This is a genomic window from Rothia sp. HMSC08A08 (assembly GCF_001808385.1).
Taxonomy (GTDB): domain Bacteria; phylum Actinomycetota; class Actinomycetes; order Actinomycetales; family Micrococcaceae; genus Rothia; species Rothia dentocariosa.
In genome coordinates this window covers 38,797-60,516 of record NZ_KV793081.1, presented here as the reverse complement: position 1 = coordinate 60,516, position 21,720 = coordinate 38,797, and the positions used below count along the sequence as shown (strand labels likewise).

The 21,720-nt window shown below is 55.2% G+C and carries 16 protein-coding genes and 1 tRNA gene; 12 read left to right on the top strand and 5 right to left on the bottom strand.

Annotated features, from left to right (window positions below; translation table 11 throughout):
• Positions 1–35 precede the first annotated feature (35 nt).
• A complete protein-coding gene (locus HMPREF3164_RS09690) occupies positions 36–1,640 on the bottom strand; it encodes a dolichyl-phosphate-mannose--protein mannosyltransferase (RefSeq protein WP_070450756.1) in 1,605 nt (534 codons plus the stop codon).
• Between the two features lie 179 nt (positions 1,641–1,819).
• On the opposite strand from HMPREF3164_RS09690, the gene rsmI reads away from it, so the two are divergent.
• From rsmI to HMPREF3164_RS09660, 6 genes are all read left to right on the top strand, one after another.
• The gene (gene rsmI, locus HMPREF3164_RS09685; protein WP_141744130.1) at positions 1,820–2,752 is read left to right on the top strand and encodes a 16S rRNA (cytidine(1402)-2'-O)-methyltransferase; all 933 of its coding nucleotides are present in this window, start codon (positions 1,820–1,822) and stop codon (positions 2,750–2,752) included.
• 110 nt (positions 2,753–2,862) lie between these two features.
• Positions 2,863–3,891 carry a TatD family hydrolase gene (locus tag HMPREF3164_RS09680; RefSeq protein WP_371440326.1) on the top strand — a complete coding sequence of 343 codons (1,029 nt, stop codon included), beginning with the start codon at positions 2,863–2,865 and terminating at the stop codon, positions 3,889–3,891.
• A 238-nt stretch (positions 3,892–4,129) separates the two neighbouring features.
• On the top strand, positions 4,130–5,032 hold the full coding sequence (locus HMPREF3164_RS09675; protein WP_048751341.1) for a capsular polysaccharide synthesis protein: 903 nt from the start codon (positions 4,130–4,132) through the stop codon (positions 5,030–5,032).
• A gap of 31 nt (positions 5,033–5,063) precedes the next feature.
• Positions 5,064–5,888: a glycosyltransferase family 25 protein gene (locus HMPREF3164_RS09670; RefSeq protein ID WP_048751342.1), complete on the top strand. Its 825-nt coding sequence runs from the start codon at positions 5,064–5,066 to the stop codon at positions 5,886–5,888.
• 63 nt (positions 5,889–5,951) lie between these two features.
• Positions 5,952–6,839, top strand: coding sequence for a 16S rRNA (adenine(1518)-N(6)/adenine(1519)-N(6))-dimethyltransferase RsmA (gene rsmA / locus HMPREF3164_RS09665; RefSeq protein WP_239661929.1), 888 nt, complete (start codon positions 5,952–5,954; stop codon positions 6,837–6,839).
• Between the two features lie 27 nt (positions 6,840–6,866).
• Positions 6,867–7,871 carry a GHMP family kinase ATP-binding protein gene (locus HMPREF3164_RS09660; RefSeq protein WP_070450750.1) on the top strand — a complete coding sequence of 335 codons (1,005 nt, stop codon included), beginning with the start codon at positions 6,867–6,869 and terminating at the stop codon, positions 7,869–7,871.
• A gap of 18 nt (positions 7,872–7,889) precedes the next feature.
• Here HMPREF3164_RS09660 and HMPREF3164_RS09655 read toward each other — a convergent pair whose 3' ends face one another.
• Both HMPREF3164_RS09655 and HMPREF3164_RS09650 read right to left on the bottom strand, forming a co-directional pair.
• Complete coding sequence (locus tag HMPREF3164_RS09655; RefSeq protein WP_048751344.1) at positions 7,890–8,849, bottom strand: glycosyltransferase family 2 protein; 960 nt, start codon at positions 8,847–8,849, stop codon at positions 7,890–7,892.
• The gene (locus HMPREF3164_RS09650; RefSeq protein WP_048751345.1) at positions 8,846–9,376 is read right to left on the bottom strand and encodes an acyltransferase; all 531 of its coding nucleotides are present in this window, start codon (positions 9,374–9,376) and stop codon (positions 8,846–8,848) included. Before HMPREF3164_RS09650 ends, HMPREF3164_RS09655 begins: the two co-directional genes overlap by 4 nt.
• A gap of 397 nt (positions 9,377–9,773) precedes the next feature.
• Between HMPREF3164_RS09650 and HMPREF3164_RS09640 the strand changes: the two genes are divergently transcribed.
• Positions 9,774–10,802: a glycosyltransferase gene (locus HMPREF3164_RS09640; protein WP_048751347.1), complete on the top strand. Its 1,029-nt coding sequence runs from the start codon at positions 9,774–9,776 to the stop codon at positions 10,800–10,802.
• A gap of 75 nt (positions 10,803–10,877) precedes the next feature.
• On the opposite strand, the gene HMPREF3164_RS09635 is transcribed toward HMPREF3164_RS09640, so the two are convergent.
• The gene (locus HMPREF3164_RS09635; protein WP_048751348.1) at positions 10,878–12,746 is read right to left on the bottom strand and encodes an ABC-F family ATP-binding cassette domain-containing protein; all 1,869 of its coding nucleotides are present in this window, start codon (positions 12,744–12,746) and stop codon (positions 10,878–10,880) included.
• 238 nt (positions 12,747–12,984) lie between these two features.
• Between HMPREF3164_RS09635 and HMPREF3164_RS09630 the strand changes: the two genes are divergently transcribed.
• The 3 genes from HMPREF3164_RS09630 (at position 12,985) to HMPREF3164_RS09620 (ending at position 15,582) form a co-directional block, all read left to right on the top strand.
• Positions 12,985–13,055, top strand: a tRNA-Gln gene (locus HMPREF3164_RS09630).
• A 58-nt stretch (positions 13,056–13,113) separates the two neighbouring features.
• A complete protein-coding gene (glmU, locus tag HMPREF3164_RS09625; RefSeq protein ID WP_048751349.1) occupies positions 13,114–14,556 on the top strand; it encodes a bifunctional UDP-N-acetylglucosamine diphosphorylase/glucosamine-1-phosphate N-acetyltransferase GlmU in 1,443 nt (480 codons plus the stop codon).
• A gap of 39 nt (positions 14,557–14,595) precedes the next feature.
• Complete coding sequence (locus tag HMPREF3164_RS09620) at positions 14,596–15,582, top strand: ribose-phosphate diphosphokinase (RefSeq protein WP_048754405.1); 987 nt, start codon at positions 14,596–14,598, stop codon at positions 15,580–15,582.
• A gap of 154 nt (positions 15,583–15,736) precedes the next feature.
• On the opposite strand, the gene HMPREF3164_RS09615 is transcribed toward HMPREF3164_RS09620, so the two are convergent.
• The gene (locus tag HMPREF3164_RS09615; protein WP_070450748.1) at positions 15,737–18,484 is read right to left on the bottom strand and encodes an arsenate reductase/protein-tyrosine-phosphatase family protein; all 2,748 of its coding nucleotides are present in this window, start codon (positions 18,482–18,484) and stop codon (positions 15,737–15,739) included.
• Positions 18,485–18,826: 342 nt separating this feature from the next.
• Here HMPREF3164_RS09615 and HMPREF3164_RS09610 point away from each other — a divergent pair, with 342 nt between their 5' ends.
• Positions 18,827–19,855 carry a glycosyltransferase family 2 protein gene (locus HMPREF3164_RS09610; protein ID WP_070450746.1) on the top strand — a complete coding sequence of 343 codons (1,029 nt, stop codon included), beginning with the start codon at positions 18,827–18,829 and terminating at the stop codon, positions 19,853–19,855.
• A gap of 7 nt (positions 19,856–19,862) precedes the next feature.
• Positions 19,863–21,680 (top strand): ABC transporter ATP-binding protein, encoded by a 1,818-nt coding sequence (locus tag HMPREF3164_RS09605; protein ID WP_048751351.1) that lies wholly within the window; start codon positions 19,863–19,865, stop codon positions 21,678–21,680.
• Positions 21,681–21,720 lie beyond the last annotated feature (40 nt).

Below are 21,720 nucleotides of genomic sequence, written 5' to 3'. Positions count from 1 at the left end.
ATCCTGTTGGTTCCGGGTATTGGGGAACGCCGCCGCTAAATCCAGGTTGGAATCCACATATGCCCGTACCACTGTTCATACGGGATAACCTGCCCGGTCCACAGAGGCCAGAAGTATGCGCTCACCAGTAGAACCGCCGTCAGGTATACACCTACGCACAAAACGCCTACGCGCACGCGTCTGACGGAACTGGTACGATTCCCCAAAAGCACGCCCAAACAACCCGCCAAGAGGATGAGGAGGAAAGGCTCAAAGGAGAGAGCGTAGAAGAAGAACATGGTGCGGTTAGGGTAGAGGAACCACGGCAGATAGCCTGCGGCAAAAACCAGCAAAAGAGCCCCAAAACGCCAGTCGCGCTTCAGGATAAAAATGACTAGGGCGAGAATTATCGCCGGAATAAACACCCACCAGATCAGCGGATTACCAATATTGAGGATGGCCTGCGAACAATTGAGTGCCGTGCACCCTTTTTCACCAAACTTGGGCGCCTCATAGTAGTACGACGTCGGATGTCCCAGAATAAGCCACTGCCAAGCCTGCGAAGCGTAGCGATGCTCACTGCTGAGCCCCGAATGGAACTTAAACGCGGATGTATGATACTCCCAGAGTAGGCGCAAATCCTCGGGAAGCCATTTCACAGCACCCGAGTCGGGGAACTGATTACTCCAGTGGCGGTAGAAAGCGTTTGACGACTTAAACCAACCAATCCAGGTGGTCAGATAGACGATAAGACCCACGCCAATCATCTGAATAAACGCAGGAATACCCTCTCGAATCAGAGCGACAATACCCCAATTTTTCAACCCCAGGATGCGCCGCGCGTTCATATCCCAAAACACCGTCAGCACACCCATTGCAGCAATGAAGAACAGCGAGTTCCACTTCACCGCTACGGCGGCACCGGCACATATACCGGCGGCAAACCGCCACAGGTGCAGACCAGAGCCGGGGCCGAAAACAATCTTCTGCAAGCCCGACTCGCCGTGCGCATCCACAATCTTCATAACATTCGCCGCGAGCCTTCTACGCGCTGCCTGCCGGTCAAGAAGCAGACAGACAAAAGTCGCTAAAATCCAGAACATCTGGAAAATATCGAGAAGCGCCAGACGGGATTCCACAAACATCAAACCATCAACAGCACCCAGCAGCGCAGCGATAGAGGCAACCGTGACCGAACGGAACATGAGCCACCCGGCAACCGCCAGAAGCGCCACCGCGAGCGTACCAATAATCGCGGCACTCACACGCCAGCCGAAAGCGTTCTCGCCGAAAATCGCCATTCCCCAGGCAATCATCCACTTACCCAGGGGCGGGTGCACCACATACTCGGGGCTGTTCGGCAAGATACCGCTAAAATCCCCCGAAGCGAATGCGTGATCCACACCGCTCGACCATGAAACTTCATATCCGTAGTGCAGGTACGAATAGGCGTCCTTGGCATAGTAGGTTTCGTCAAAGACAATTGCATTCGGGTGTGCCAGGTTATAAAAACGCAGCACACCCGCCAAGAGTAAAATCAGGGTCGGTGCAAGCCAGCCCCAACGGGGCAGCGAAACACGGGCGACGCCCAGAGCCTCGAAAAGATTCGACAGAGAGTACTGCACTCTGGACTTCGTAAAAGAAAGACTACCGGTTAACATCACCTATCAATCCTATAGGGTGTAAGCCTCCACGTCTTCTTGAAAATACCTGAAACCACAAAAATCTGGCTCAGACCATATATAAAATCTATAAAACTACACCGACATCATGCGGAACTAAGCGCTATGGCGGCATAGAGCACCTCCGAGATGAAAAGCACACACGATACACTGGGGGAGTGAGCGAAAACGAAATGTATGAGCGCGATACACAAAGTACCACCTCCGCCGATACAACAACGCAGTCCCTAGCGTCTGATGGGCGTGAGGAAGGTATTCTCATTCTCGGCGGAACCCCTATCGGCAACCTCTCAGATGCCAGCGACCGGTTACGGCAGGCGCTCGCTACCGCCGACGTGATCGCCGTCGAAGATACTCGCAAGCTCCGCACCCTTGCCTCCGGGTTAGGAGTGCACACCACGGGACGAATTATCGTAAATCACGATCATAACGAGGCGGAACGCAGCGCCCAGCTCGTGCAAGCGGTCAGCGACGGGAACACAGTTCTGCTGCTCTCAGATGCCGGTATGCCAACCATCTCAGACCCCGGCTATGTTGCCGCATCCGCCGTTGCCGACGCCGACCTGCCGGTGACCGTGATCCCCGGTCCCTCAGCGGCATTGACCGCGCTCGCGCTCTCTGGACTGCCCACCGGACGGTTCACCTTTGAGGGGTTCCTGGCGCGTAAAGGCTCAGAACGTACAAGAAGGCTGAACTCCCTGGCGGCGGAAGAGCGCACCATGATTTTCTATGAATCGCCGCATCGTGTAGCCGCCACGCTCACAGATTTTGCCCGGGTTTTCGGAGGAGAACGGCGTGCCGTCGTATGCCGCGAACTCACCAAATTGCACGAAGAAACCCTGCGCGGCACCCTGAACGAACTCGCCGACTGGGCGCACAAAACCCAGGTGCGCGGCGAAATCGTGATTGTGGTTGCTGGCGCCGAGCCTCTCGAAACTCCGCAGGCGCAAGACGTGGTAAGTCTCGTCCTCGAACGGGTGAATGCGGGGGAACGCCTCAAAAATGCGTGCGCCGCAGTTGCCGCCGAAACGGGTGCCTCCAAACGAGAACTCTATGAAGCCGCCCTCGCCGCTCGAAATGCCAACGCCTAAACACACCTCAACACAGCCCACAGGAGAATACCGTGTGCCATAGTCACTCCGAGCAAACCGAACTCACCCAGGAATATTTAGACTCTCTTGCAGCCTTGGCACACTATAAGATGCCGAGCGAAGAAGAACTGATGACGAGCGTGCTTCCGCACGGCTGGCAGATCGAAGAAGGGCAAACTCCCGCGCCCTACCGAGCCGAGCTTTACCGAGACGAGACCGGGGGAGGCATAGCGCAGGAACCCTCGGGTGAAGGCACCCGCCGCCGCTCCACGAAGGGCGACGACGGACGGTCCCGCAACCTTGTGTTCCCGCCTGCACCCGAGCCTCTGCCGTACGCCATCGTCGATAACCACACCCATATGGATCTGCTTGATGGCGAAGTAGAAGTTACTGCCCGGGATGCCCTCGATACCGGGGAAAAACTCGGCATAGGTGCCATTGTGCAGGTCGGCTGCGATATTCCCTCCTCGCTGTATGCGGTTGCCGCCGCCCGCGCCGACCGGCGGGTTTTGGCGGCGGTTGCCGTTCACCCCAACACCGCTCCCGAACTGGATTCCTCCGGTACCCTTGATGAGGCTCTGGAGACCTTGGATGTGCTCGCCGCCGAACCGCGTGTGCGAGCTATCGGCGAGACCGGGCTCGACTATTTTCGCACCGGGGAAGAGGGCACCGAGGCCCAGCAGCGCAGCTTTCGCGAGCATATTCGCCTGGCGAAGAAGCACGATCTGGCGCTTCAGATTCATGACCGGCAGGCGCACGATGATGTAGTGCGCATCCTCCTTGAGGAGGGCGCCCCCGAGCGTACTGTATTTCACTGCTACTCGGGCGGGGCTGAACTGGCTCGCATGTGCAATGAGCAGGGCTGGTACATGAGCTTCGCCGGAACCGTGACCTTCAAAAACTCGAAGGATATTCAGGAGTCGTTGCGTATGGCACGCCCTGAGCTGATTCTTGCCGAGACGGATGCGCCTTTTTTGACCCCGCACCCGTTTAGGGGCCGCCCGAATGCCTCGTACATGACGAACTATACGGTGCGGTTCATGGCGGCGCACCGCGAGCAGAACCTAGAAGACCTGTGCCGAATTATCCGCGCGAACTCGATGCGTGTCTACGGCAGCTGGGGACTTGAGGGGGTCTAGACGATGGTAACGATCAGTGCATAAGGTATAAGTATTTTTTGTGCCACCTTTATCGAAGCCTGCATGAACTATCACGCGTATATGCTATTATGGTAGATGCTATATCTCACCTTTTAAGGCTTTACCTCATAATTTCTGGAGTAAATTCTGTATTTGTGTGATATGGCATCCCGATAAATAGTTTTCTATCCCGTAACGTATCAATAGCATGTTAATGTGAGAGAACTAGGGTAAAGCCGTGTCAATCATTTCTTTTTCAAAAAGAATAAAACATTATATATGGATTAATTATGTCAAAGATGGCGCGGGGATAGATAAGATGCGCAGTTGGTATTCGCAGAAAAACCCATATTCTTATGACCTTGAGAAATACACTCATCGTATTGGTGATGTTGTTGTGCCAAACTCTAGTACCTTCTCTGTTAATCACTTATTCTACGATTCCCAACTTCCTAAAGATAATCTTCGAGATGCCCCTAACCAGATATTTGTAGTGTGGACAGGAGATAACGAAATAACGCCTGCCCGTCGGAAATCACTTAATCTTATTCGCTCCACTAACCCTGAGAGTAAAGTTATTCTGGTGACTCCAGATAATCTGGATGACTATATAGTTCCTGGGTATCCTTTACACCCTTCATACGTGAAGTTGAGCTACATTCAGCGTTCCGACTATATGCGTGCCTACCTGATGCACCATCACGGTGGTGTCTATATGGATATAAAACCTATGGATAAGCCCTGGTTACCTCTTCTTGAGGAGCTTAATGCTACCCCAGATATGTGGGTGATCGCGCCGCATGAAAAAAATTCCCGGAATTCGTCACCAGCAAGTGGGGTATTGGGGAAAGACCAGCGTAACTACTATAGGTCGATTGTGAATATGTCTGCTTATGCGTGCAAACCATACAGCAGGTTTACCGATGAGTGGATTTCTGAAATACATCGCCGTATGGATTACTTTTCAACCCTTTTAGAGGGGCGTTATAACTCTCAAGCATTTGAATATATGCCAGAGTATCCTGTCCCCTGGTCTGATTTATCAGGGAATATTGTGAGTCCATTAAGCTTGAAGTATAAAGATAATATAAAAACTATTGCAGGTATGCAATTTGAAATATATTCCGGTGGATACCGGTAAATCATTGTCACATCAAATATAAAGAGGGAAAATGAAAAAATATGTTGTTGCTCTTAAAGACGAAAATCGTCTTGAGTATTTCTTCAGTGCTCCAGGGGGCACTGGTTTTGATATATTTTGGGGAGTAGATGGGCGTGCTTTACCTATTCCTGGGGAAAGCCCTGAATTTGATAACATCTATTTTGAGAAGAGAGCAGGCCGTCTAGCCCGTCCCGGGGAAGTAGGATGCGCCTTGAGCCATACTTACGTGTGGCGTGATTTTCTAAAAAGCGGGGAAGAATGGGCACTTGTTGCTGAGGACGATGCATTGATACACGCCTCCATTGATGAAATTGTTTCTCGGGTTATTGAAAAATCTCTCAGTATTGGCGTGGTGAATTTTGCGGATGGCTGGTCCACCCAGATGGGTCGTATGAATGCCCGTACCCCTTACCCCCGGTTGTCATTGTTTTCTCCGTTTATTTGGGGTCGTCACCGTTTAGGGTACTGCGCTAACGACTGGACTGCCTGTACAGGACTGTATCTGATCTCTCGGTCGGCGGCGCAGAAAATTATTGAGCAGATTGATGCGCGCGGCTCACAATACTGGCTAGCAGATGATTGGCCCCTTTTCGCCGCTGATTTTGGGGTGGATATTAAGGTTGTGCAGCCAGGACTGTGCGGTTGGACAGGAAATAGTCTTATCGAGGAAGACGGGACGCATTTTGTGTACCATAAAGCAAACCAGACAAAAAAACAGCCGCTCCTCAATAAGCTGCGGATTTACGCCGCGCCCAAGGCCCGGCTGAAGAACGCCCAAAACATCGTCAAATCTACTCTCTGGCAGATACGGAAGAAACGCAGAGTTCTCAAGTAACTACCCGCACCAGTGAGCGGCGTCCTTCGACCTAGACCTGCAACCTTCCGTAGAATAGATAGGGTGAGAGAAAATCTGAGCGATAAACCCCTGCTGGGTCCTCAAGAAATCCGTGACCTTGCCGCGCAGCTGGGCATTCGCCCTACAAAGACCCTGGGGCAGAACTTCGTGATTGACCCGAATACTATTCGCCGCATCGTTACCGCAGCGGATATTACCGACGACGAAACCGTGCTCGAAATCGGTCCCGGACTAGGCTCTCTCACCCTGGGGTTGGCAGATGCCGCGCGCCAGGTTGTAGCGGTTGAAATCGATCCGCCATTGGCGCAGCAGCTACCGCATACTATCGCCAAATTCCGCCCCGATAAGGCACAAAACGTTAATGTGGTGCTTATGGACGCTCTCAAGGTGACTGAGCTTCCCCACACGCCGGATGCGCTGGTCGCTAACCTGCCCTATAACGTGGCGGTTCCGGTGCTTCTGCACCTTTTCGCGCAATTTCCGAGCATTTGCCACGCCTTGGTGATGGTGCAGGATGAGGTTGCCGATCGTCTGGCGGCGAAACCCGGATCCAAGATTTACGGGGTTCCTTCGGTGAAGGCAAGCTGGTATGCTGAGGTCTTTAAAGCGGGGGTTATTGGTAAAAACGTATTCTGGCCCGCCCCGAAGATTAACTCCGGGCTTGTGGGTTTCAGGATGCGCCCGCAGCCGCTCGCCGATATTGACCGCGACGAAGTCTTTACCGTGATTGACGCTGCTTTCGCCCAACGGCGGAAGACCCTGCGGGCCGCGCTTGCTTCGTGGGCTGGTTCCGGTGCTCGTGCCGAAGTGATCCTGACCGAGGCGGGCATTACTCCTACTGAGCGTGGCGAAAAGTTAGATATTCACGGGTATATTCGGATTGCCCAGGCGGCGCATCGGGTGCCAGCTTTAGTGGCGGATGAAAGTTAAGACCGGGAAACCGGAGATGGATAAAGAATGCATGTTCTAGAAACTCGGGCAAAAGCGCCCGGCAAAGTAAATCTCTATCTTGCCGTGGGTAACCCCCGCGAAGACGGCTACCATCCGCTCGCCACGCTCTTTTCTTCGGTCAATATCTACGAAACCGTAACCGCACGTGATGGTCAGAAGCCGGGAATTACCCTGAGCCTGGATATTGTGTCCGAATCCCTGGTCGATCAGCAGCACCGTGCCGGAGAATTTGATCTAGCCGAGGTGCCGTTGGACGAGTCGAACCTGGCGCATCGTGCAGCCGTCTCTATGGTGCAGGCGCACGGGCTCACCGTGAACGATCTGAACCTGCACCTGCATATCGATAAGGCCGTTCCCGTGGCCGGGGGCATGGCGGGTGGCTCGGCAGATGCCGCCGCCGCGCTTCTTGCCGTCGATCAGTATCTCTATGAGAAGCGGCTTACCGAACGTACCCTCGGACTCGAAGAGCTGCTTGCCCTAGCTGCGCCTTTGGGTGCTGACGTGCCTTTTGTGGTGCGTGCCGCGTTCCCGCTGGGCGGATTAGCCGTGGGGGAGGGCACCGGAACCGAGCTGCGCATCGTGGAGCTGCCTGAAGACATGATTCCGCTCGATATTGTACTGGTCGCCGCCTCGGAGGGACTCTCGACCCCGCAGGTATTTAGCGAGCTCGATGAGGGACGCGCCGCCGGACGTTACCCCGAAGCTGGCGAGCTGCAGGTTCCTTCGGGGCTGCTGCACGCGCTAACCCAGACGGAGGCGCCGATTGCGCGCATCCACGAAATTGGCAGGCAGCTTCGCAACGATTTGCAGAACCCAGCCGTGACCCTAACACCCGATCTTGAAACTATTTTAACCATGGATAATGAGAGCATGGTTGAGGCGTTTGTCTCTGGGTCAGGGCCTACCGTGGCTATTCTTGCGGAGGGCGCGACCGCAGCTGATGAACTCGCCGCAGCACTTCGCCGCCGAGGCCGTCACGCGATCGCCACCCAAACCCCCGCGATGCTCTAATTCCTTATGAATAGTCCCTTATTCCTCTGTAATAGGCGCAGTATCCAGCCGCAGCGGCTTCGGAATACGCTTGAGAATGCGGTACTGAAGAATACCCTCCAGCGCCCCAAGGTTACCGCCCGCCAGATACGCCGCCCGAAAACGGGTTGCAGGGTTTATAAGCTTAGGGGCCTGCCGCAGAACCTCCAGGATAGACGCCTTCGTACTGGGACCGCGCATTCCATGCCGTCGATAGTGTACCCACAGCAGTACCTTGTATTTTTGGTAGGCGCGCTGCTGATGAAAAATGCGTTTAGGTTTATCCCGCAGAATATAGTGCAGAAGCGGCCCGTGCGTGAGCGCCGCCGGAACGCCTGCAAGCTGCACACGCCAGGCAAAATCGGTCTCTTCGGAACTCTTATATGAAGAATCCATACCCCCAGCCTCAAGATATACGCGGCGAGGAATCGAAAAATTACCCCCGGCAACCGTCGGCAGAAAACCAGCATAGGGAGTGAGCTCTTCGTCGTAGAGAATCCTGGTGCGTGTGCTCAGAGTCTTCTGGTCATCGCCGGGTTCAAGACCGTAAGCCCGCAGAACTTCGGGAGTATTGACCCGATCATGAAGCAGAGACCCGCTTGCTATGACAGGGGAATATAGGTTTTGTACGTACAGATGTGAAGCCACCCAGTCAGGTTCTACAAGATCATCGCCATCGCAGAAGATGAGGATATCACCTGCGGCTTGTACCGCCCCCATATTGCGGGCGTGGCTGGCTCCGCCACGCTGGGATGCATCTATTACCCGCAGGGGATAGGGGGCATTGTAGCCTTCGACCACAGCGCGAGTGCCGTCGGTACTGCCGTTATCACAAATGAGCACCTCAAAACTGGGGTTACCGGTTTGGGCTGCGAGGGCATCAAGCTGCTGCGTAATATAGTTGGCGCCGTTATACACCGGAATAATGACGGATGCTGCAATGGGCTTGGGGCGAGTCACGACCGGCCTCCTTTCACCTGCTCAGCTACCGGGTACGAGTTCCCTTCGGCATTAAGGTCACGGATGCGCCGCGCCGGAACGCCCGCATACACGCCATGAGGCGCACAATCGTGCACCACCACGGCACCGGCGGCAATCACGCATCCTTCGCCGATCGTAACCCCGGCGGTAATGACAGCGTTTTGCCCCACCCACGTGCCGTTTTTGATGTGTACGGGACGAGTAATATTTGCTCCCGCGCGCTGAGCGGCAGAACCAATTTCATGGGTGTCGGCAAAAATGGTGACGCGCGGCCCCAGAAAAACATTATTTCCCAGAGTCGTATGCGCGCCCACCAAAGTTTCTTTATTGACAAAACAATTCGTGCCCATTACGACCTTAGGCATAATAGTGGAACTAGGATCGCAATATGTTCCGGCACCAAAAACAATGCCATTTTTGGTGAGTTCACGTCGTTTTTGCGCATTCGTGCGTTCTCGCCGCATAAGATGCAGGCGGTATTTCAAATCTTTGAGTTTCTGAATCATGAGAATTCGTGTGAGTGAGTGTGACCTATGCGGCTCTACCACCGTGGCAAGCCCGTCTGAAGATATTGTAGCCTACCTGCAGGCGGCGGTCAGCGGAGTGTTTTTTGGTAGGGAGCAATGCGAGAGTGTTTTCTTTATACGGGATCAGTTTATGCACATCCACATGAAGAAAACGCTCCCGGAATTTATGGTGCACTGAGTATTGCCTCCGTGTCTCTCAATAATCTGTGATATAAAACCCACTCCGTCATGGTGATTACCAAGTATCCCGGACGATACCTAAAAACGTATATACTAAGTGGTATATCGCGCGGTGTGATGACGCACATTTTGCATAGTTCAGGTCAAAATTACGCGCGACCTATTCCCGCTCGAACTCGCACGAAATGAATACCCCATGCCCCACGACGTAGATATTATCGTAGGCGTTCCCGAAGGCGCCGGGTGGGCGCCCATCCATGAGATGGCGCGCCTGATGGCATCGTACTTGGACGCGCGCATCGTCACCCCTGACCCGAGCGCATCGCTTACACCCGCCACCAAAATTCTGGGGCGCCTGCCGCGTATTCCCGGCGGAAGACGTACCGCCCTTGTTATCGCCAGCGACCCCGGACAGCTTTACGCTATCGCGCAGCCACGCCTCGCCGCACGACGCTATGCTGGGGTTTACGGGTGGGTTATCGATAGTTTCTGGGATGACCGCATTCCCGCCATCGCCACCAACGGAACCTATAACACCGTTTTTGTCGCGGACCGCGACGACGTGCACGATTGGCGCAGCGCCGGGGTTAAAAACGTGCGGGTGCTTCCTTGGGGTGCAGACGTGTGGAGTAAATTCGATGAGCATCTGGCGCATCCGAAAACCACCGATATACTTCGTGTGGGGCGCCAACCCTCCGCCTATGACGACGATGAACACACCGCAGAACTTGCCCGGCAAGTGGGAATAACCTTCGCGGGGCGCCCGCCGTTCGGTGTAACCGATCAAGAATCCATCGAGTCTTTGCAGAGAGCACTCGCGGACGCCAAGTTTGTACTGGCTTTTAGTACTTTGGTGAGCCCCGCATCGTACACGCACCCAAACAAGGAGTACATTACCGGGCGCTGGACGGACGCGCTCGCCCACGGGGTGACCGTGGTGGGGCAGGTGCCTAAAACCGAAAGTACGCGCGAGATATTGTGGGATGGAGCGACCGTCGATATTGACCCGCAGGATGCTCGCGCCGGGCTGAATGCGGTGGCGCAGCTTGTGAGCGAATGGACACCTGAGCAGAGCCGAAACCAGGTGCGTATGGCGCTGCAAAGACTGGATTGGCGGCACCGTTTCACCGAGCTATTTCAGGCTGCGGGTTTGCGCAGCCCCCGGCTGGATGCGGACCTAAAGGCTATGGCTGCGGAACTTGCGGATGCTTCCCCGAGTTTATAAAAAGAGCCTTGATAGTGAATGCAACGTTGAGGAACCCGTTTTATTCGCATCAAGGCTCTTTTAGTAGGGGAGCGGCTATCCGAGGAGTTCCGAGAGCTCCAGCCAGCGCATCTCTAGCTCGTCGATCTCATCCTGAAGCGCCTGCTGTTTTTGCCCTAGGTCGGCAAGCCCGGCGTAATCGGCGGGGTCATGCATGCTCATCTGTTCGGAGAGCTTACTCTGTTCCTCGCCCAATTTCCCGAGGCGACGCTCAATCGCGGCGGATTCCTTCTGCGCCGCGCGTGCCTGCGCCCCCGATACTTTCGGCGTGCTCTTGGGGCCAGAGTCCGTTGGTTCAGCCTGGTCGTCAGAAACCGAATAATCGTTCTTTTTCATTGGGACGGACGCACCGCCCGTAACACCAGCGGCAGAACCGCCCCGACCCGCTGCGGAAAGTGCCAAATACTCGTCCACACCACCGGGTAGATGCCGGAAAGAACCGTCAATCACCGCATACTGCTGATCGGTCACACGCTCCATGAGGTAACGGTCGTGAGAAACCACCAGCAGGGTACCGGGCCAGGTATCGAGCAGATCCTCCATCGCCGCCAGCATATCGGTATCCAGGTCGTTTGAAGGCTCGTCCAGAATCAGCACATTCGGCTCGTCCAAGAGAATGAGCATGAGCTGCAGTCGTCGCTTCTGCCCACCCGACAGATCTTTCACCGGAGTAGAAAGCTGCGCGCTCGTAAAACCTAGCCGTTCCAACATCTGCGAGGGCGACATCTCTTTGCCGTCGGCAATATAGCTGCGCTTCTTGCGGCCGATCACATCAGATACGCGGTCGTTCTCAACCTCTTTCAGCTCATCCAGCTGCTGGGTGAGGGTGGCAACCTTGACGGTCTTACCGCGTTTCACACGCCCCTCGGTCGGTTCCAGAGAGCCGGTGACCAAGGCAAGCAGGGTTGATTTTCCGGCACCGTTCACGCCCAAAATACCGGTGCGCTCACCCGGCGCAATCCGCCAAGTTACGCGACGCAGCACCTCACGTTTACCGTCGGGCAGCGAAGAATCCTCAAAGGTGACCGAGACGTTCTCAAGATCCACCACATCCTTACCCAAACGGGAAACCGCCATCTGCTTGAGTTCCACGGTATTACGCACCGGCGGCACATCGGCAATCAGCGCATTCGCCGCATCAATGCGAAACTTCGGCTTTGAGGTGCGCGCCGGGGCGCCGCGACGCAGCCATGCCAACTCTTTGCGCATCAGGTTCTGGCGCTTTGCCTCCGCGGCGGCCGCCTGCCGATCGCGCTCCACGCGCTGCAGAACGTAAGCCGCATACCCGCCCTCAAATGGTTCCACGATATTATCGTGGACTTCCCAGGTGTCGGTACTGACTTCATCGAGAAACCAGCGGTCGTGAGTGACCACGAGTAAGCCGCCCGCGTTCTTGCTCCAGCGGTTTTTCAGATGATGCGCAAGCCATGTAATTGCTTGCACATCCAGGTGGTTAGTGGGCTCATCCAGCATGAGCACATCCCATTCCTGTATCAGCAGAGCAGCCAGCGCCACGCGGCGACGCTGCCCACCCGAGAGTGAAGAAACCGGCGCATCCCAGGGCAGATCAGACACCAAACCCGCAATAACATCACGAATACGCGGCTGCGAGGCCCACTCATACTCTGGAGTATCACCCACCAGAGCATAACCGACCGTGTGAGAATCGTTGAGAACATCGGACTGATCCAGATACCCGATGCGCGTGCCACCGCGCGCCGTCACGCGCCCGGAGTCCGGTTCAAGACGCCCCGCCAGAATCTTCATGAGCGTGGATTTACCGTCGCCGTTGCGACCCACAATGCCGATGCGGTCGCCCTCATTAATGCCAACGGTCACCCCCTCAAAAATAGTGCGGGTAGGGAACTGAAGGTGCAGCGCTTCGCCGCCAAGTAAATGTGCCACATATCCAGGGTAACGCCTGACTCCCACACGCCTGGAAGTCTTCGTATAAATCCGGCGAAAACCACGCCGGTGAGAGATAAATCCCAGGGCATCTGAGGCACCACAGGCACCGTGTTAATGCAAAAATTAGGGCTTCCCGATGGCACAGAGTGGCGTGTGTGAGAACGCTGCTATTTTTGCTACACTATGGAGTATCCGTTTCTTTGTCCGTCAATCCGACGGGTGTTCATGCGGATAATCCGCCATGGTGTAATGGCAGCACAGCGGCCTTTGAAGCCGTTTGTCTAGGTTCGAATCCTGGTGGCGGAGCGAATAGTTCGGGGGTAGACTTCCGGCTATATCCCACACCTAACAAGGAGACATCTAGGTGAACGCAGAAAATCGGAAGGCACCTTCGGCTGTTATTGTTTTGGCTGCGGGAGCTGGCACTCGTATGAAATCTGCTACCCCCAAAGTTATGCACGCGATAGGCGGTCGTTCCATGGTGGAACACGCCGTAGCTGCTGCCCGAGACCTAGACCCTCAGCGCCTAGCCGTTGTGGTGCGGCACCAGCGTGATAAGGTAGCCCAGCATATTCTTGACTTTGATGCCCAGGTCACCATCGTTGATCAGGACGACATTCCCGGCACCGGTCGAGCCGTTGAAGTCGGTCTCAACGCCCTCGATAATTCCGATCTCGTTGATGGTACCGTGTTGGTCACCTACGGCGACGTACCCCTGCTTCGCGCCGAAACTCTGCGCGAACTGATGGACTTCCATGAAGAGGGACGCAACGCCGTTACCGTGCTCACTACTAATATCGAAGAGCCCGGTGCCTACGGGCGCATCGTGCGCGATCAAGCAGGCGAAGTTACCGCCATTGTGGAGGCCAAAGATGCAACCCCCCAAGAGCTGGCGATTACCGAAATCAACTCGGGTATCTACGCTTTTGATGCTAAGGTTCTGCGCGAAGCCCTGCTAGAGGTCACGACCGACAACGCACAGGGTGAGAAATACATTACCGATGTGCTGGCTATAGCCCGCGATAAGGGGCATCGCACCGCCGCCCTCGCTATTGAGGATCGCTGGGAGGTTGAAGGTGCGAACGACCGCGTGCAGCTTGCGCAGCTTGGGCGTAAACTCAACGAACGTATCCTGGAAAAACATATGCGTAACGGTGTAACTATCGTGGATCCGCACAACACCTGGATCGATGTAACCGTTACCCTTGAAAACGATACAACTCTGCTGCCCGGCGTGCAGCTGCACGGGACAACATCGGTCGCCACCGGTGCAACTATTGGTCCGGACACAACCCTGACCGATATGACGATCGAAACCGGCGCAACCGTTATCCGCAGCCACGGTTTCGGTGCAACCATCGCCGAAAACGCCACCGTAGGCCCCTTCTCATACCTGCGCCCCGGTACCGTTTTGGGCGCGAATTCAAAACTCGGGGCCTTCTGCGAAGCCAAGAACTCACAGATCGGACAGGACGCCAAGGTACCCCACCTCACCTACGTAGGGGATGCCGAAATCGGCGAAGGCGCCAATATTGGTGCGGGATCCATTTTTGCCAATTATAACGGGGTTACTAAGAACCGAACCGTTATCGGCGCGCATACCCGCATGGGCTCGGGCGGCATCTACGTGGCACCTGTCACCGTTGGAGACGGCGCATATTCCGGTGCGGGAGCCCTGATCCGCAAGGATGTTCCGGCGGGTGCGCTCGCTATTTCTGAGACTTCCCAGCGCAATATTGATGACTGGGTTCTAAAAAATCGTGAAGGAACCGAGTCTGCACAGGCTGCTGAGGCCGCGCAGGAGTAGTTTTCACACACCGAGTTCACAAGGAAAGCGAACACAATCATGTCTAGCGAGATTACCAATCCTGGGATGCGTAAAATGGCAGTGGTGTCCGGGCGGGCGCATCCGGAACTAGCCGAAGAAATCGCTGCTGAACTGGGGCATGACCTGCTGCCGACCTCTGCGTATACCTTCGCCAACGGTGAGACCTATGTGCGCTTCGAGGAATCTGTGCGCGGCGCCGATGCTTTCGTGATTCAGTCGCACCCGGCGCCCATCAACGAATGGCTGATGGAACAGATCATTATGATTGATGCGCTCAAGCGTGCCTCCGCCCGCTCGATTACCGTAGTTTCGCCTTTCTACCCTTATGCCCGCCAGGATAAGAAGCATAAGGGACGTGAGCCTATTTCGGCTCGTCTGATTGCCGATCTGTACAAGACCGCTGGCGCGGACCGCCTGATGTGCGTCGATCTGCATACTTCGCAGATTCAGGGTTTCTTTGATGGTCCGCTCGACCATCTCTTTGCTGTCCCAGTTCTGGCGAATTATATTCGCGGGCGCGTTGAGAACCCCGAGAACGTGACCGTCGTTTCCCCGGATACCGGTCGTGTACGCGTGGCTGAGCATTGGGCTGCCCTGCTCGGCGGTGCCCCTTTGGCCTTCGTGCATAAGACACGCGATATTAACGTGCCGAATCACGCCGTCTCGAAAACCGTCGTGGGCGACGTTGAAGGGCGTTCCTGCGTACTGATCGACGATATGATTGATACCGGCGGAACCATTGCTGGTGCGGTTAAGGTTCTGAAGGATAAAGGCGCGAAAGAAGTCATTATCGCGGCAACCCACCCCGTATTTTCCGGTGCAGCCGTCGATATCCTTTCCGGATGCGGTGCCTCCGAAGTGGTTGTCACTAACACGCTGCCCGTGCCTGCCGAGAAGTCTTTCGATAATCTGACGGTTCTATCGATTGCTCCGCTGATAGCACGTGCTATCCGTGAGGTTTTCGACGAAGGATCCGTGACCAACATCTTCAACGATCACGCCTAAATCGTATATATAGCATTAACCCCGTGGCCGAGCTTCGACAGTTCGGACACGGGGTTGATGTTATTGGATCGAGAAAATATCCCCGTTTGAGAACGCTAGCGCTCAGACGGGGATATTAACTACTTAGAGGCTATGCACCTCATAATCTGCTGTTTTAGTTCTGCACCTGTGCCTGTGAGAGCCACGGCAGAATCTCGAAGAGCGAGTTTTCAATCTCATCGACCGCGATGCGTGCCGCCTCTTTACCCTGACGGTACGGATCACCAATGTTATCGCTTGTGCGGGGCGCCTGATTATGGCTGTACAGGTATGAGATCGGTTCTGCCTCGGAACCGACTTCTTGCTTCAGGTTAGCTACCTGCTTGATGAGATGAACCTTGTGGTGGTACTGCGGCCATTCGCGGATAATCCAATCGGCGTGTTCCGCCTCCGCCACCAAGATCAGGGTAGCGCGTTCCACCATGTCTTCGGTGAGCTGCTTGGCGCGGTACCCGGAAATATCGTAGCCGCGCTCGTCAAGCTGTTTACCCACGTGACGGTATACACGCGAGCCCGAAAGTGCCGAAGTTCCGGCGCTGGTGAAAATCCAGTCGTCGGTCAGACCGTATTCTTCGGAGAGCTGGCTTGCAATAATCTCTGCCGCCGCACTGCGCGCTACGTTCCCTGTGCACACGAAGACCGCTTCCATAGGCCCTTGGAGCCTGGGAGCGAGCCTGCGCCTGCGCACCACGCCCGAGCGAACTTCGCCCGGCGCGAGCTTAAACGGAGAGGCATGGGATGCTGCGCGTTTTACGGGACGGACGGAAGCTGTCGGATGCACAGATGCCTGAGCAGGAGCCGAACGGAAATCCGTCGGCTGAGCTGCTGGCTGGATGCTCTGCGTATCCGTATCCTGCGCATCCTGGGCGGAAGTGGAGAGCGTGTTGTTTGCGCCATCACGCACTTTCAAGGTCTGGTGAGCGGGCCGCGAGGGCTCTGTGCGGGTGTTCTCGTTAGACGTGGGACGAGCAGCATTATCACGCTGAGCAAGTTTTCGAGCCAGCTGAGCCTGATTCTGCTCGCGCTGCTCTCGTTCAGACTGAGTCTGCTCGTTCTGCTGCCCGGCATTGGATTCTTCAGCGCGCGTGCGCTGAGCCTGTTCCTCTCGGCGACGGCGAGCCTCTAGACGTTGACGGTGAACTTCCGCGCGTTCACGTTCGCGCCGGGCCGCTTCATCTTCCTGTCGCTGCGTGTCCTCCGTCTGAGACTGCTGACTTTCTCCACTGTGAAGGTTCAGTTCTTCCTGCGCGCGGCGAATGGCGATTGCCTCTTTACGGGTCTGCGGCTTATACCCGGGCTGCAGAAGCTTCTCCATATCGAAGCCCGCGAACTCGGGCTTGTTCGCAAGTTTCTCGCTGATAGAGGGTTCACTCTGCTTTTGCTTCGTTGGAATATCCTCCGGGGTCTGCTTGGATGTTGCCGGAATGCTGTTCCACGGATTAGCGGCAGCAGACTTTTTCTGGGGTGTGGGAATGCTGTTCCACGGGTTATGGGTTGCTGCTGTAGATGCCGTTGCCGTGCTCTGTTGTTGAGTCTGTTGCTGGGGAGTTTCAGGCTTTTTATGAGTCTGAGCATCTTGACGTGCGCGAGCCTGCGCTGCGGCAACAATTTTGGCGGGGGAGTAGCCAGGGTCGGACTGCGCAAGATGCGACTGAACCGGCTTAGACTGCACCGAGGAACGCGAAGCTACTTCAGCGGGCCTTGGCTGTTGGTGGGTCCTTCGCTGCGGTTGATGTGCCTGGGCGCGCTGCTGGGTGGGCTGGCTCTGGTTCTGCTGCGCCGATGAAGGACTCTGCTGGCGCTGCGCCATTTGCTCATTTGCTTGACGCGCAAGGTTGGTGCGCACCGTATTCTTCAAGGCAGCATTCCGAGCTGCAGGGTTCTTGGCAATTGAGTTCTTGGGGCGTACCTTTTTTGCGCCGGTTGTTTTTGCGGATGCGGTGCGCGCCTGAGCTGACCTCTGCGGCGCTGTGCCAGACTTGGGGCGCTTGTTCTGCGCCGCAGCTGCACCGGATGCTTGTGAACGAGACGACGTGGAACGCTGGGTTATGGGTATCCGCGCGGTCTTCGGGCGCGGAGAATTCGTGCGCGCAGCAGTATTTTCCACGCGAGGAGTCTGCTGCTGAGATTTATGCTGTTTTGCGTAACGCTGCGCCGCAGCCTGCACATCGTTGGTATCCATGAGAACCGTTTGATCCAGCTCTGCGCTGTTCGTCGTCGGCTTGGTAATCTGCTGCTCTGGCTTCTTTTTACGATTTGAAATCTTGCCGTGGAATTCGCCGATGTTAATCGACCTAGTTTTCCGAACCATCGGGCTTGACTGCGTCTGCGGTGCCGCCTGAGAATTTTTACGGTTGCCGCCCACGGAACGCTGTGCCCCCGTGGCGGAAGAAAGTATACTTGCGGCACGGCGGCGAGCATCGGCTGCCTGCTGCGCCCGCCTCTCTGCGGCCTGTTTTTCAGCTGCAGCACGTTCTGCAGCACGCCGTTCTTCTGCTTCGGCGACCGCAATATCGCGTGCCGCGCGTATGTTAATGCTAGACGTTACCGGCCCAGTGTGATGCAAACCCTGGGAACGGGATTCGTCCTCTCGCGCTTTCCTCTTTTGAGCCGCGAGCGAGCGTACTTCCTGTGGAAGATCCTGTGACCTACGGGAGGCGCTGCGTGCGGAACGTTGGGGCAGGTCATGTCGCGCGCTCAAACGTGCGACTCCGTCCTGAAGGGAAGACCTTGAGGATCCCCCTGCTCGGCGGCGTCCGGAAACGGTATCGGCGGAGGGGGACTCACGGTTATCCTGCCCGGCAGGTACACCAGAGTCAGACAGATATTTGTCCCTGAGGGACTGAATATTAAAAATTCCCATGGATACCTTTCAGAGTCTCGGACGCTCCAGAAGCGCATTGCATTGCCTCCAGGGCAGGGCTACTCACCTATTATTTTACCTGTAGAACACAATTTGTCAGTCTTAGAGGGTTCCTAGCGTGTACCTCAATGTTGTGTTAGGCACGAGCAGAGTACACGACGGTGGTGTTTACATGGATGACTTTCCGCGAAAAACTACATATTATAATACGTCTTATACGCCGCAAAGATTAAGCAGAAATATGCCATAGTCTGAAAATAACCCTGATCTGCATGCTAAAATCTACATACGTATTTTACGTGTATTTTTATCGGCACCAGCCGTTTCACGAAAGCACAATTCATGAAATTCCTCACCGCACTGCGGACTGAACTGGGGCAATTGAGCTACTCACTCAAAGCTCGTAAAACCCGGAAAGGTCTTAAAGATCAGATTGCCGCTATTCGGCATATCCACATATCTAACCTGCCTGCCCACCAATTCATGGGAAAACGCCATGAAATATGGGCTGTTTCTGTTGTTAAGAATGAACTTGATATTCTTCCGCACACAATTTCACATTTTTTCAGACAGGGAATTGATCGCATTCTTATTGCAGACAATCTCTCAACCGATGGAACGCGTGAATATGTGATAGATCTTGCAGCACGGGATTCACGCATCATTTTTGCATGGGATAACTATGATGTACACCTGCAATCCGAGAAAATGACATATTTATGCCATCGTGCGTGGCAGAGTGGTGCAGCGTGGATCATTCCATTCGATGGTGACGAATTTTGGTTTGCGCCGCGCGGTCAAACCCTTGCAGAATTTCTTCGCGCGAGCGCCTCGGAAACCGCTGTCTACTATGCCGGGTTCCACCACACGGTGCCGGTTCAGAACGCACCGGACGATATTATCAACACTGAACTCATCATGGATACCGCCAATTCCTTCCCGGGCAAAGTTGCGTTTCGGGCGCATCCGCTGGCGGGGCTGTACGGGGTGTCGAAGGTTCATCTGACACAGACCATCAGCGGTTTTTTGCTCGACCCTGTGTGGGTTCTGGTGATCGGGATTTTTGCGCTTCACGACATGCAGCACGCCGATGCGCGCCACCGTGCGGGGGATCCGGTATCGGGTACGCGAATGCGTCGCCTCCTCGTGTATTTAGGCGAGGTTAGCTTCGCGTTTTACCTGGTGCACGAGCTCGTGATTTTTGGGGCTGTCGCAGCGCCTTGGGGTGCATCGGCGGTAGGTGGTGTGAGGGGACTCATCCTGATGGGGGCCTCGTTGGCGCTTGGCGTGTTCTTAGCGATCGCTGCGCATCATCTGGTGGAGCGTCCCGCACGTATTATGATTCTCAAGGCATCCACGAGCACTCTATGAGGTTTTTATGAAAAATATTTATCGTAAACTCAGAATCTTCTTTCCCGGCCGAAAATTTTATATTTTAATCCTCAATATCCTGGGGCTTTTCGTGGTGTCTCTTTTCGAGATGCTGGGTGTGGCGGCTATTCTACCTATCGTTAACCTGGCGATGGGTGCCCCTATTACCGGATATTTACGAACTGTCGCGGAACTTTTCGGCAACTCCGACCGCACGCAGCTTATCGTGATTTTTGGTGTCGCGCTGGTGCTCGCCTTTGTCATCAAGGGTGTATTGTCGTTGGTTATTAAGCGTTGGAGTCTGGGGTTTATTGCTACCCAGCAGAGCATTACCTCGGTGAATCTGCTCAACTGCTATATGCGTGAGCCTTATCTGGTTCACCGTAAGCGCGGTGCAGCGGCGGTGCTTAACTCGGTTAATGACATTGTGGGGCAGGCGTACAGCGCTTTCGTAAATGGTGTCATGAGCTTTATCGGGGATTTACTCTCCATCGTGGTGCTCATGGTGATGCTGCTGGTTCTTATGCCGCTTCCCGCGCTTTTCGCTTTTGCCTACTTCGGTGTGGCTGCCTTTGCGCTTCAATACGTTTTGCGAAGGAAAAATAAGGAACAGGGCGAGATTATCCTGGAAGCTACGCGCGGTTCGATGAATGCAGCGCTTGATGCTGTGGTTGGGTTCCGTGAGATTCGTATGCACGGTGTGACCGAACGGTACCTGCACCGGTACCAGAGTAAGCGCATGGACTCGGTGAATGCGAATATGCGGAACGTTTTCCTTCAAGAACTTCCAAAGTATACCCTTGAAATTATTTTTATTCTCGGAATCGCCGCACTTCTAGCGATCATGAGCATGACCCAGGGTGTCGATAGCGCACCCTATCTGCTCCTTTTCGCCGGTGCCTGCATCCGTATTCTGCCGAACTACACGCGCATTGTGGCGTCCCTAGGTAATATTCGTTCCGGTGAGAAACCCAGCGATGAGCTTGTCCGCGAAATTGGGATGCTTGATGAACAGGGGAAGAAGCTCGACCTTCCGCCTGCTCCCGACTCTGATATTCAGGCAGAGTACGTAAACCGTGAGATTGAGCCCATCACTATCACGGTGGAGAACCTTTCCTTTACCTACCCCGACGGTGATCAGCCGGTGCTGAAGAACATTAACCTGCAGATTCCTATGGGTACATCGATCGCCTTCGTGGGCGGCTCGGGTTCGGGAAAGACCACCCTGGTTGATTTGATTTTGGGGCTTTTCAGCACCGAGCAGGGGCGCGTTTTGTGCAATGGGGTGCCGATCGAGCAGGATCTGCCCGCGTGGTTTCAGCGCATCGGGTATGTGCCTCAGGATGTCTTCATTGCCGATTCTACGGTGCTGGAGGCGGTTGCTTTCGGGCTTGAACCTCATGAGATTGATGAGGCGCGGGTGCGTGAATGCTTGGCTGTCGCCGAACTTACCGAGGTTGTGGACTCCCTGGAGAACGGGCTGATGACGATGATCGGGCACAATGCGGTTCGGCTTTCGGGCGGTCAGCGCCAGCGTCTAGGCATTGCGCGCGCGCTCTACCGCAACCCCAGCGTGCTCATAATGGACGAGGCTACCAGCGCCCTGGATAACGAGACCGAGCATAAGATTACCCAGGCGATCGAGCGTATCTCGCGGGATATTACCGTGATTATCGTGGCGCATCGCCTCTCGACGGTGCGCAATGTGGATCAGCTGATTTACCTTTCGCAGGGCGAAATCGCCGCGCAGGGAACCTTCACGCAGGTGCAGCAGCAGAATGAAGAGTTCGCCAATCTGGTGCGTTTAGGGCAGCTTCCCGAGTAGTCGGGCGAATCGACCTGAAAACAGTAGGACTGTGCCCGCC

Excerpts from the sequence above, each read along its gene's own strand:
- HMPREF3164_RS09605 (WP_048751351.1), top strand. The coding sequence starts at position 19,863 with ATGAAAAATATTTATCGTAAACTCAGAATCTTCTTTCCCGGCCGAAAA.
- HMPREF3164_RS09650 (WP_048751345.1), bottom strand. The coding sequence starts at position 9,376 with ATGATTCAGAAACTCAAAGATTTGAAATACCGCCTGCATCTTATGCGG.
- HMPREF3164_RS09615 (WP_070450748.1), bottom strand. The coding sequence starts at position 18,484 with ATGGGAATTTTTAATATTCAGTCCCTCAGGGACAAATATCTGTCTGAC.
- HMPREF3164_RS09670 (WP_048751342.1), top strand. The coding sequence starts at position 5,064 with ATGAAAAAATATGTTGTTGCTCTTAAAGACGAAAATCGTCTTGAGTAT.
- HMPREF3164_RS09620 (WP_048754405.1), top strand. The coding sequence starts at position 14,596 with ATGTCTAGCGAGATTACCAATCCTGGGATGCGTAAAATGGCAGTGGTG.
- HMPREF3164_RS09640 (WP_048751347.1), top strand. The coding sequence starts at position 9,774 with ATGCCCCACGACGTAGATATTATCGTAGGCGTTCCCGAAGGCGCCGGG.
- HMPREF3164_RS09690 (WP_070450756.1), bottom strand. The coding sequence starts at position 1,640 with ATGTTAACCGGTAGTCTTTCTTTTACGAAGTCCAGAGTGCAGTACTCT.
- HMPREF3164_RS09660 (WP_070450750.1), top strand. The coding sequence starts at position 6,867 with ATGCATGTTCTAGAAACTCGGGCAAAAGCGCCCGGCAAAGTAAATCTC.
- HMPREF3164_RS09680 (WP_371440326.1), top strand. The coding sequence starts at position 2,863 with ATGCCGAGCGAAGAAGAACTGATGACGAGCGTGCTTCCGCACGGCTGG.
- HMPREF3164_RS09610 (WP_070450746.1), top strand. The coding sequence starts at position 18,827 with ATGAAATTCCTCACCGCACTGCGGACTGAACTGGGGCAATTGAGCTAC.